At 69.3% G+C, this 11016-nt stretch carries 10 protein-coding genes; all 10 read right to left on the bottom strand.

The window, feature by feature from the left end; genetic code table 11:
- Nucleotides 1-532: 532 nt before the first annotated feature.
- Complete coding sequence (locus DEJ05_RS12235; protein WP_027466538.1) at nucleotides 533-1303, bottom strand: fumarylacetoacetate hydrolase family protein; 771 nt, start codon at nucleotides 1301-1303, stop codon at nucleotides 533-535.
- 30 nt (nucleotides 1304-1333) lie between these two features.
- Nucleotides 1334-2443 (bottom strand): branched-chain amino acid aminotransferase, encoded by a 1110-nt coding sequence (locus tag DEJ05_RS12230; RefSeq protein ID WP_027466537.1) that lies wholly within the window; start codon nucleotides 2441-2443, stop codon nucleotides 1334-1336.
- Nucleotides 2444-2458: 15 nt separating this feature from the next.
- Nucleotides 2459-3532 carry a 3-isopropylmalate dehydrogenase gene (locus DEJ05_RS12225; protein ID WP_071405821.1) on the bottom strand — a complete coding sequence of 358 codons (1074 nt, stop codon included), beginning with the start codon at nucleotides 3530-3532 and terminating at the stop codon, nucleotides 2459-2461.
- A 13-nt stretch (nucleotides 3533-3545) separates the two neighbouring features.
- Nucleotides 3546-5135, bottom strand: a complete 1590-nt coding sequence (serA, locus tag DEJ05_RS12220; protein ID WP_071405810.1) for a phosphoglycerate dehydrogenase — start codon at nucleotides 5133-5135, stop codon at nucleotides 3546-3548.
- A gap of 156 nt (nucleotides 5136-5291) precedes the next feature.
- The gene (locus DEJ05_RS12215; protein ID WP_111110531.1) at nucleotides 5292-5675 is read right to left on the bottom strand and encodes a hypothetical protein; all 384 of its coding nucleotides are present in this window, start codon (nucleotides 5673-5675) and stop codon (nucleotides 5292-5294) included.
- Entirely contained in the window at nucleotides 5672-6136 is a 465-nt protein-coding gene (locus DEJ05_RS12210; protein ID WP_111047588.1) for a hypothetical protein, read from the bottom strand. The genes DEJ05_RS12215 and DEJ05_RS12210 overlap by 4 nt, the downstream gene beginning before the upstream one ends.
- A gap of 59 nt (nucleotides 6137-6195) precedes the next feature.
- Nucleotides 6196-7386, bottom strand: coding sequence for a mannitol-1-phosphate 5-dehydrogenase (locus DEJ05_RS12205; RefSeq protein WP_071405813.1), 1191 nt, complete (start codon nucleotides 7384-7386; stop codon nucleotides 6196-6198).
- Between the two features lie 210 nt (nucleotides 7387-7596).
- Nucleotides 7597-8622, bottom strand: a complete 1026-nt coding sequence (gene ilvC / locus DEJ05_RS12200) for a ketol-acid reductoisomerase (protein ID WP_027466530.1) — start codon at nucleotides 8620-8622, stop codon at nucleotides 7597-7599.
- Between the two features lie 71 nt (nucleotides 8623-8693).
- On the bottom strand, nucleotides 8694-9194 hold the full coding sequence (gene ilvN / locus DEJ05_RS12195) for an acetolactate synthase small subunit (protein WP_017888842.1): 501 nt from the start codon (nucleotides 9192-9194) through the stop codon (nucleotides 8694-8696).
- On the bottom strand, nucleotides 9191-11014 hold the full coding sequence (locus DEJ05_RS12190; protein ID WP_111110530.1) for an acetolactate synthase large subunit: 1824 nt from the start codon (nucleotides 11012-11014) through the stop codon (nucleotides 9191-9193). Before DEJ05_RS12190 ends, ilvN begins: the two co-directional genes overlap by 4 nt.
- Between the last annotated feature and the right edge of the window lie 2 nt (nucleotides 11015-11016).

Raw genomic sequence — 11016 nt, 5'->3', positions numbered from 1 at the left:
ACTCTCCGTAAAAAAATACAGACCCAACACCCGAAGGCATCAGACCGAGTTGATTCTGACTGTTGACTGTCTACTGACAATCTTCAATCCAAAAGGAATTGCTTCATGACCCAGTCAGCAAGCCGACCAGGCACGAGGTCAATCAATAAATTGGCATTGACAATGTGCACGCTGTTGAGTTCTCAAGGACCAGACGCACTCCCCGCTCGACCCACAAAAGGTTCCGCCAGAGAGGCATTCGTCTTGTACAACATCCTGGGCGCACAACCAGAGGTTGTGTTTCCGAGGAGTTGGTTGCCTGAGCGGGACCCCGTCCGGACTGCATCTCCAGGTGTTCAACCCGGTGATCGTCTCGGCCGTTCCGTTCTCCGCCTCAGCGGCAACGAGTGATTACTTTACGCAGAGGTGAACGGCAGCGCCAAGCCGGCCCACATCCCGGGCGTGTCGCCCTCTGCGCCGCTGTTGCGTACTCCCCCGGCAACGCCGAACGGCCCGCTCCCCACCTGGGGGAACGGGCCGTTCGGGAGCGCTGTCAGTGCCGCGCGATGACCGGGTTCTTGAGCGAACCGATGCCGGAGATGGTGACCTCGACGATCTCGCCGTCGCGGATCTGCCCGACACCGGCCGGAGTCCCGGTCAGGATGACGTCACCGGGCAGGAGGGTCCAGATGGAGGACACGAACTCGACGAGCGACGGGATGTCGTGCACCATCTCGTTCGTCGAGGCCGCCTGCCGGAGGTCACCGTCGACGCGGGTCTCGATGCGGATGTCCGACGGGTCGATCTCGGTCTCGATCACCGGGCCGAGCGGGCAGAACGTGTCGAAGCCCTTCGCCCGGGTCCACTGACCGTCGCGAGCCTGCAGGTCTCGGGCGGTCACGTCGTTGGCGATCGTGTAGCCGAGGATCACGCTCGCGAAGTCCTCGCGCCGGACGTTCTTCGCGAGCGAGCCGATCACGATGGCGAGTTCACCCTCGTGGTCGACGCGTCCGATGTCGGCGGGGAGGCGGATGGGCTCGTCCGGACCGATCACCGAGGTGTTCGGCTTGAGGAACACCACCGGGTCGTCGCCGGCACGCTCGTCCATCTCGGAGGCGTGCTCCGAGTAGTTGAGCCCGACGCCGATGACCTTCGACCGCGGGATGACGGGGGCGAGGAGCTTGGCGTCGGCGAGTGCCACGCGCTCCCCCGTGGTCTCGAAGCCCTGGTACATCGGGTCTCCCGCGAGCACCACCAGAGCGCGCTCGTCGAGGATGCCGTACCGGGGGTCTTCACCCTTGCTGCTGAACCGTGCGATCTTCACCGTTCGACCCTACCCACGCCCGCCGGTCGATCAGGACGCGTCGGTCAGCTTGGTCATCCACCCGTGCGGGTCGGGACGACGGCCGTACTGGATGTCGGTGAGTTCGTCGCGCAGGGACATCGTGAGTTCCCCGGCCCCCACGGTCGGCGAACCGATCGTGAAGCCGTCACCCCGGAGTTCTGCGATCGGGGTCACGACGGCGGCGGTCCCGCATGCGAACGCCTCGGTGATCGAGCCGTCGGCGACGCCGTCACGCCACTCGTCGAGGGTCACGCGGCGCTTCTCGACGGTCAGGCCGCGGTCCTCGGCCAACTGCAGGATCGAGTCACGCGTGATCCCCTCGAGGATGGAGTCGGAGTCGGGCGTGACGAGGGTGCCGTCGGACTTGACCAGGACGACGTTCATCCCGCCGAGCTCTTCGAGGTACTTGCCCTCCACCGAGTCGAGGAACATCACCTGCTGGCAGCCGTGCTCGTAGGCCTCTTGCTGGGGCAGCAGCGACGAGGCGTAGTTGCCGCCGGTCTTCGCTGCACCGGTCCCGCCCTTGCCGGCGCGCGCGTACTGCGTCGACAGCCAGATCGACACCGGCTTCGGGCCCGAGGTGAAGTACGCACCGGCGGGGCTCGCGATGCAGTGGTAAGCAACGGCCTGTGCCGCGCGGACCCCGAGGAACGACTCCGTCGCGATCATGAACGGCCGCAGGTACAGGCTGGTCTCGGGTGCCGAGGGCACCCAGTCGACGTCGGTCTGCACGAGCTGCCGGATCGACTCGACGAACGCCTCGACCGGGAGCTCCGGGAGCGCCAGGCGTCGGGCGGACCGCTGGAAGCGTCGGGCGTTGGCGTCCGGCCGGAACGACCAGACCGAGCCGTCCGCGTGCCGGTAGGCCTTGAGTCCCTCGAAGATCTCCTGGGCGTAGTGCAGGACGCTCGCGCTCGGGTCGAGGGACAGCGGCCCGTACGGGTGGATCGACGCGCTGTGCCAGCCGTCGTCGAGCGTCCACTCGACCGTCGCCATGTGGTCGGTGAAGTGCTTGCCGAAGCCCGGGTCGGCGAGGATCTGCTCACGCTCGGCAGCCGCGCGGCGGTCGGCGGACGGGGTGCTGGCGAACTCGAGTCCGAAGGCGGTGTCGGTGCTCATGGGGAGGACTCCTTCTCAGGCGGTGGTGGTGCGTGCCGTGGCCGCGGCGGCGATCGCGTCGCCGATCTCGGCCGTGCGACGCGGCGTGGTGCCCCGGTCGGCGAGGTCGGACTCCACCGCAGCCGTCACCGCGGCCGCCAGGTCACCGCGACCGAGGTGGTCGAGCAACAGGGCGACGGAACGGATCGCGGCGGTGGGGTCGGCCAGCTGCTGACCTGCGATGTCCGGCGCGGAACCGTGGACCGGCTCGAACATGCTGGGGAAGGTGCCGTCCGGGTTGATGTTGCCCGAGGCCGCCAGACCGATGCCGCCGCTGATCGCGCCGGCCAGGTCGGTGATGATGTCACCGAACAGGTTGTCGGTGACGATGACGTCGAACCGTGCGGGGTCGCGGACCATGTGGATGGTGACCGCGTCCACGTGCTGGTAGTCGACCGTGACGTCCGGGTACTCGGCGCCGACGGCCGCGACGGTGCGCTGCCAGAGAGCTCCGGCGTGCACCAGGACGTTGCTCTTGTGCACGAGGGTCAGGTGGCGACGCGGGCGTCGGTCCGCCAGCGCGAAGGCGTACCGCACGACCCGTTCGACACCGAAGGCGGTGTTCAACGAGACCTCGGTCGCGATCTCGTGCGGGGTACCGGTCCGGATGGCGCCGCCGTTGCCGACGTAGGGCCCCTCGGTGCCTTCGCGGACGACCACGAAGTCGACCTCGCCGGGGTCGGCGAGCGGCGTCGGGACGGCCGGGTGCACCGTCGTCGGCCGGAGGTTCACGTAGTGGTCGAACGCGAAGCGGAGCTTGAGGAGCAGCCCGCGCTCGATGATGCCGCCGGCGAGCCGCGGGTCACGCGGGTCACCGCCGACCGCTCCGAGCAGGATCGCGTCGTGCTGCGCGATCGCTGCCATGTCGTCGTCGGTCAGGATGTCGCCGGTCTCCAGGTACCGTGCGGCGCCGAGGGAGAACGGGGTCTCCTGCACCACGAGGTCGTCCGGCAGGACCGCGTGCAGGACCTTCAGGGCCTCGTCGACGACCTCGGGGCCGATGCCGTCACCACGGATCACCGCGAGTCGGATCGTCTGCGCGCTGCTCATGTCCGCCACTCCCCTAGAGCGTGATGTCGATCTCGCGGAGCGAGGACGCGTCGATCGCCGAGCGGACGTGCTCGAGGATCTCGGCCGGCACGGGCGAGTCGACCGTCAGGACGCTCAGTGCCTGGCCACCGGCGGCTTCGCGCGAGATCTGCATCGCGGCGATGTTGATGCCGGCCTGGCCGAACTCCTTGCCGTAGACCGCGACGATGCCCGGACGGTCGGTGTACTCCATGACGACGTGGTGCCGGTCGAGCGGCACCTCGACGTCGTGCCCGTTGATCTCGACGAGCTTCTCGACCTGCTTCGGGCCGGTGAGCGTGCCGGAGACGCTGATCGCCGGGCCGTCGGACTGGGCACCGCGGATCGTCAGCACGTTGCGGTACTCGGGGCTGTCGGTCTCGGTGATGAGGCGGACGGTGACCCCGCGCTGCTCGGCGATGAGCGGAGCGTTGACGTAGGAGACCTGGTCGCTGACGACGTCGGTGAAGACGCCCTTGAGCGCCGCGAGCTTCAGCACGCTGACGTCGTACTCGGCGAGCTCGCCGTGCACCTCGACGTCGATGCTCGTGACCGGCGAGGTCGCGAGGGCGGTGAAGACCTGGCCGAGCTTCTCGACGAGCGGGATGCCGGGGCGCACGTACGGGTCGATGACCCCGCCGGCGACGTTGACCGCGTCGGGCACGAGCTCGCCGCCGAGGGCGAGACGGACCGACTTGGCGACCGAGACGCCTGCCTTCTCTTGCGCTTCGTCGGTGGAGGCGCCGAGGTGCGGCGTCACGACGACGTTCGGGAGTGCCAGGAGCGGCGAGTCCTTCGGGGGCTCGGCGACGAAGACGTCGAGGCCGGCGCCGGCGATGGTGTTCGACGTGAGGGCCCGGTGCAGGGCGTCCTCGTCGATCAGGCCACCGCGGGCGACGTTCACGACGAACGCGGTCGGCTTCATCAGGGCGAACTGGTCGTCCGAGATCATGCCGAGGGTCTCCGGTGTCCTCGGCATGTGGATCGTGGTGAAGTCCGCCCGACGCAGCAGGTCCTCGAGGGAGACGAGCTCGACCCCGAGCTGCTGCGCACGTGCGGTGGTGACGTACGGGTCGTACGCGATGACCGTCACGCCGAAGGCCTGCAGCCGCTGGGTGATGAGCGCGCCGATGCGGCCGAGGCCGATGATGCCGACGGTCTTCTCGTAGAGCTCGACACCGGTGTACGACGAGCGCTTCCACGCACCGGCGGCCAGCGAGGCGTGGGCGGCCGGGATGTGCCGTGCGAGCGACAGGATGTGCCCGACCGTGAGCTCCGCCGCCGAGATGATGTTCGAGGTCGGGGCGTTCACCACCATCACGCCGGCGGTCGTCGCGGCCTTGATGTCGACGTTGTCGAGGCCGACGCCGGCGCGGGCGACGACCTTGAGGACCGGTGCCGCGGCGATCGCCTCGGCGTCGATCTTGGTGGCGGACCGCACGAGGACGGCGTGCGCGTCGGACAGCGCCGCCAGGAGCGCCGGACGGTCGGTGCCGTCCACGTTCCGGATCTCGAAGTCGGGCCCGAGGGCGTCGACCGTTGCGGGCGAGAGTTCTTCGGCGATCAGGACGACCGGCTTCGACACAGCAGCTGTTTCCTCACTCGAGACGGTTGGTATCCCACCATGCTATCGACGCGGGCCGGTGGTTACGACCGCGGGAGCGGTCCTGTGGAGAACCACACGAGGGCAGGAGGCGCGGGGCGGGGCCGCACCGTGCCTCCTGGCCGTCGACGGGTCGCGTCAGAAGTCCAGCAGCGTCGGGACGAACAGCTGGAGGTCGAGCCAGAGGGCGCCGGCGCCCGCGAAGGCGACCACGAACACCGCGATCGTGACGGGCAGGCTCGAACGCCGGGTGATGACGATCGCCGCGACGAACGCGACCGGCGCGATGAGGATGTCGAGCACGAGCCACAGCCACGGGGTGCTGGTCTGCAGCGAGTCGCCGCCCGAGGTCGTCTGGAGGAACGCGTTGAAGGCGTCCACCCGCTGGTTGATCTGCGTCAGGTTGCCGACGGCCTGCACCGTCATGTACGCGAACAGCGCCGCGAACACGACCCAGACCACGATCTTCGCGACCACGGGGGCGCTGTTCCGGTGGGTCGTCGCCGGCACTGCCCCGGTCACCCGAAGCTCCGAGTCAGGAGGAACGGCCAGGGGAAGAGCACGACGGCACCGAGGAGCATCCAGAGCAGGCGGGTCCGCGTGCGGCTGCTGCGCGCCGCCCAGAGCACCACCGTGAACCAGAGTGCCGGCGCGAGGATCGCGAGGAAGCGGAGCACCTCGACGAAGAGCGTGAGGACCGTGTCGACGCCGGAGACGTACGCGGTCGACGCGGTGAGGAGCCAGGCCACCGTGTAGAGGAGGTAGAGGCCCCCGAAGACGCCGAACCCGACGAGCGCGCCGGAGGTCTCGGGCGCCTCGGGGTCCCGCTCGCCGCGCTCGCGCACCGCCACCGGGTTGTGCGCCGCGTCGACGTGGGTGGCGTCGTCGGCGTCACCCCAGCTGAGGGCGGCGTCGTCGGTGTCGACGGCGTTCGGCACGTCCGGGTCGATCGACCCGTCTGGTGGGGATGCTGCCGTGGTCATGCCCCGATTCTACGAGGGACACGACACCGGGAGGACCAGCGACGGCCGGGAGGCCGAGGTCAGACGTCGGCCGGCTGCGTCGCGAGGACCTCGGCGACGACGTCGCGGACGGCCGGGAAGAGCGGGTGGCTCTCCATCAGGCCCGTGAGGATCTCGGTCAGCGCGTGCGCGGTCGCCCCGGAACGCAGGAGTGCGTGCAGCTCGATCGACTCCGGGTCGTTCTCGTCGTCGAATGCGAGCGCCACGCGGACGGCACCGAGCAGGTGCTCGACGGGCAGGCCGCGCTCGGCGAGCTGCGACGCCGGGCCGACGAAGCGTTCACGACGGCCGAGCTTGCGGAGCGGGTTGCGGCCGACGCGCGCGGTGGAGTCCGGCAGGTGCGGGTTCGCGATGCGGGAGAGGTTCGCGGCGACGTAGCGCGCGTGGTCCTCGGGGTCGAAGCCGTGCTTCGCGATCAGCAGTGCGGTGGTCTCGGCGAGCACCCCGTCGACCTCGGCGCGGACGGCGTCGTCCTCGAGTGCTTCGCGGATGAGCCGGATGCCCCGCACGTAGCCGTGGTAGGCGGCGGTGGCGTGCGCCGTGTTGACCGTGTAGAGCTTGCGCTCGACGAACGGCTGCAGGTCGTCGACCCACGTGACGCCCTCGATCGTCGGCGGTTCGGCGTCGGAGCCCAGGAACGGGGTGCGCTCGATGACCCACTCGTAGAACGGTTCGAGCACGACGTCGAGGCCGCCGGACTGACCGAGCACACCGGACTGGTCCGGGACGATGCGGTCGATCGCGCAGTTCGCGAAGACGGCGGCGATGTCGCGGTCTTCGAGGATGGGGGCTCGGCGGATGCTGGCGTGCAGGGAGTCGGTCGCGTTGAACGCGTTCTCGCAGGCGACGATCGTGACGTCGCCGCGCTCGAGCGGGCGTGCCGCGAGGCCTTCGGCGATGAGCGGCGCGACGAGCGGGAGTGTGCGTGCGCCCACGGCGGTGGTCACCACGTCGGCCTCGGCGATGGCCTGCACCACACGCTCGCGGTCGGTCTTGCTGCTGAGCGCCCGGAACCCGTAGACGAGGTGCTCGACCGGCATCTCGCCGACCTCGTGCACCACGAACCGGCCGGCTTCGTTCAGGGCCGAGACCACGCGTTCGTCGACGTCGACGAAGGTGAGCTCGTAGCCGCTCGCCACGAGGAACTGGCCCACGAACCCGCGCCCGATCTTGCCGGCGCCGATGTGGACCGCTCGCTTCGTCACCGCCATCGAACGATCATCCCATGCTGGTCGGGGCGGTCCTGACCGCGGGTGCGCAGCACGGCCGACGGGTGTCGGGAATCGTCCGCGCGCACGGCGGAGGGACGCCGGTCCGCGGCGTCGGGGCTGGAGAAGAGCTGCTGCATAACGTTCGGGTCACATCGCGAGGCGGCGGTGCAGGTGCACCGCCGCCTCGCAGGTCGAGTGGTTCTCGGAAGACTACCGCGCGGCCGAGCCGTCCACGTAGTCGCCGTCGTTCTGCTTCCACGCGAAGAGCGCGCGGAGCTCGCGGCCGGTGGCCTCGATCGGGTGGCCCTCGCCCTTGGCACGGAGCGCCTTGAACTCCGGTGCGCCGGCGTCCTGGTCCTCGATGAAGCGCTTCGCGAAGGCACCGTTCTGGATGTCCGCGAGCACCGCCTTCATGTTCTCCTTGACGTCCGGCGAGATCACGCGCGGGCCGGAGACGTAGTCACCGAACTCGGCCGTGTCGGAGATCGACCAGCGCTGCTTGGTGAGGCCGCCCTCCCAGATCAGGTCGACGATGAGCTTGAGCTCGTGCAGGACCTCGAAGTAGGCGATCTGCGGCTGGTAGCCCGCCTCGACCAGGGTCTCGAAACCGTACTGGATGAGCTGCGAGGTGCCACCGCAGAGGACGGCCTGCTCGCCGAACAGGTCGGTCTCGGTCTCCTCGGTGAAGGTCGTCTTGATGCCGCCGGAGCGGAGGCCACCGATCGCCTTGGAGTACGACCACGCGAGGTCCCAGGCGGAACCGGACGCATCCACCTCGACGGCGACGATCACGGGGACGCCACGGCCGGCCTCGTACTCGCGGCGGACGGTGTGCCCCGGGCCCTTCGGCGCGACGAGCGACACGTCGACGCCCTCGGGCGCCTCGATGTAGCCGAAGCGGATGTTGAAGCCGTGGCCGAAGACGAGCGTCGCGCCCGGCTTGAGGTTCGGGCGGATGTCCTCGGCGTAGACGATGCGCTGGACCTGGTCCGGCGCGAGGATGACGACGACGTCGGCCCAGGCGGTGGCGTCGCCCGGCGTGTGGACCTCGAAGCCCGCCTCTTCGGCCTTCTGTCGGCTCTTCGAGCCCTCCTGCAGGCCGATCTTCACCTCGACACCCGAGTCACGGAGGTTGAGGGCGTGGGCGTGGCCCTGCGAGCCGTAGCCGATGACGGCGACCTTCTTGCCCTGGATGAGCGTCAGGTCGGCGTCGGCGTCGTACACGATGTCAGTCACGAGGGTGTGTCTCCTTGGTTCTGTGGTCGGTGCCGGGCACCATCGGCGCCCGGGAAGGGTGTGACGGGCGCTCAGCGCACCCGGTCGGTGATGCTCTTCGGTCCGCGGCCCATGCCGAGGAGGCCCGCGCGGGCGAGCTCCTTGACGCCGTAGGGCTCGAGCACGCGGAGGATCGCCTGGATCTTGCCGGGGTCGCCGGTCACCTCGACGATCAGGGAGTCGGTCGCCACGTCGACGACCTGGGCACGGAACAGGTTCACTGCTTCGAGCACCGCCGAGCGCGTCTGGTTGTCGACGCGCACCTTCACGAGCATGTGCTCGCGCTGGACCGACTGCGAGAAGTCCAGTTCGACGATCTTGATGACGTTCACCAGCTTGTTGAGCTGCTTCGTCACCTGTTCCAGCGGGAGGTCTTCGACGTCGACGACGACCGTGATCCGGCTGAGGCCGTCCACCTCGGTGTTGCCGACGGCGAGCGACTCGATGTTGAACCCGCGCCGGGCGAAGAGTCCGGCGACACGGGTCAGCAGGCCGGGCTTGTCCTCCACGAGGAGGGAGAGGACGTGGCTCATGCGGTTTCTCCCGTCATGTCGGCGTCCTCGTCGTCCCAGGTGGGCGCGAGTGCCTGGGCGTACTCGATGGACGAGTTGCTGACGCCCTGCGGGACCATCGGCCACACCATCGAGTCACGGCTCACGACGAAGTCGATCACCACCGGGCGGTCGTTGGTCGCGAGGGCGAGCTCGATCGCGGCGTCGACCTCGTCGGCCTTCTCGACCCGGATGCCGAGGGCACCGTAGGCGTCGGCCAGCTTCACGAAGTCCGGCACACGGCGCGAGGCGTGCCCCGTCTCGAGGTCGGTGAAGGAGTGCCGGCCGTCGTAGAACAGCGTCTGCCACTGCCGGACCATGCCGAGCGACGAGTTGTTGATGATCGCGACCTTGATCGGGATGTCGTTGATGACGCAGGTCGCGAGTTCCTGGTTCGTCATCTGGAAGCAGCCGTCGCCGTCGATCGCCCAGACCACGCGGTCCGGCTGTGCGACCTTCGCACCCATCGCCGCGGGGACCGAGTAGCCCATGGTGCCGGCACCACCGGAGTTGAGCCAGGCGTTGGGCCGCTCGTACTTGATGAACTGCGCGGACCACATCTGGTGCTGGCCGACACCGGAGGCGTAGACGGCCTCGGGACCGGAGAGCTCACCGATGCGCTTGATGATGCCCTGCGGCGCGAGCAGCCCGTCGGTCGGCTCGGCGTACCCGAGCGGGAAGTCGGTCTTGAGCTGGTGGAGCTTCGCCCACCACTCGTCGGTCGGCGCGCGGTCCTCGACGGCGATGCCGCCCCAGGCGTCGAGCAGGTCGACCAGGACCTCGCGGGCGTCACCGACGATCGGGACGTCGGCGAAGCGGATCTTCGAGATCTCGGCCGGGTCGATGTCCACGTGCACGACCTTGGCGTCCGGCGCGAACTCGTCGGCCTTGCCCGTCACGCGGTCGTCGAAGCGGGCACCGAGGGCGACGATGAGGTCGCTGTCCTGCAGCCCGAGCACCGCGGGCACCGTGCCGTGCATGCCGGGCATGCCGAGGTGCTGCGGGTGCGAGTCCGGGAACGCGCCGCGCGCCATCAGGGTCGTGACGACCGGCGCCCCGGTCGCCTCGGCGAAGCGGAGGAGCTCGGCGGTCGCGCGGGAGCGGATGACCCCGCCGCCGACGTAGAGCACCGGGCGCTTCGACTCGGACAGCAGCTGCGCGGCCGCGGTGATCTGCTTGCCGTGCGCCTTGGTCACCGGGCGGTAACCGGGCAGGTCGATCTTGGGCGGCCACACGTAGGGCGCCGACTTCTGCTGGGCGTCCTTCGTGATGTCCACCAGCACGGGGCCGGGCCGACCGGTCGTCGCGATGAGGTGTGCCGCGGCGAGGGTCGCCGGCACGTCGGCCGGGTCGGTGACCAGGAACGAGTGCTTCGTGATGGGCATCGTGATGCCGACGATGTCGGCTTCCTGGAACGCGTCGGTGCCCATCAGCGTCGAGAACACCTGACCGGTGATCGCGATGAACGGCACCGAGTCCATGTAGGCGTCGGCGATGGCCGTGACGAGGTTCGTCGCACCGGGGCCGGACGTCGCGATGGCGACCCCGACCTTGCCGGACGACGAGGCGTAGCCCTCGGCGGCGTGGCCGGCGCCCTGCTCGTGACGGACGAGGATGTGGCGGATCGTGGTCGACGCCATCAGCTCGTCGTAGAACGGGATGATCGCGCCGCCGGGCAGGCCGAAGACGTCGGTGATCCCGAGGTGCTCGAGCGTCCGGAGGACGGCTCCCGAGCCGGTGAGGATCTCCGGCGACCGGCGTGCACCGGCGGCCGCGGACAACGGAGTTGCTTCCGTGGGCATGA

The sequence above is a fragment of the Curtobacterium sp. MCLR17_045 genome (genome assembly GCF_003234405.1).
Lineage (GTDB): Bacteria > Actinomycetota > Actinomycetes > Actinomycetales > Microbacteriaceae > Curtobacterium > Curtobacterium flaccumfaciens.
Note: the sequence above shows the minus strand (reverse complement) of the source record. Positions and strands in the feature narration are given on the sequence as shown.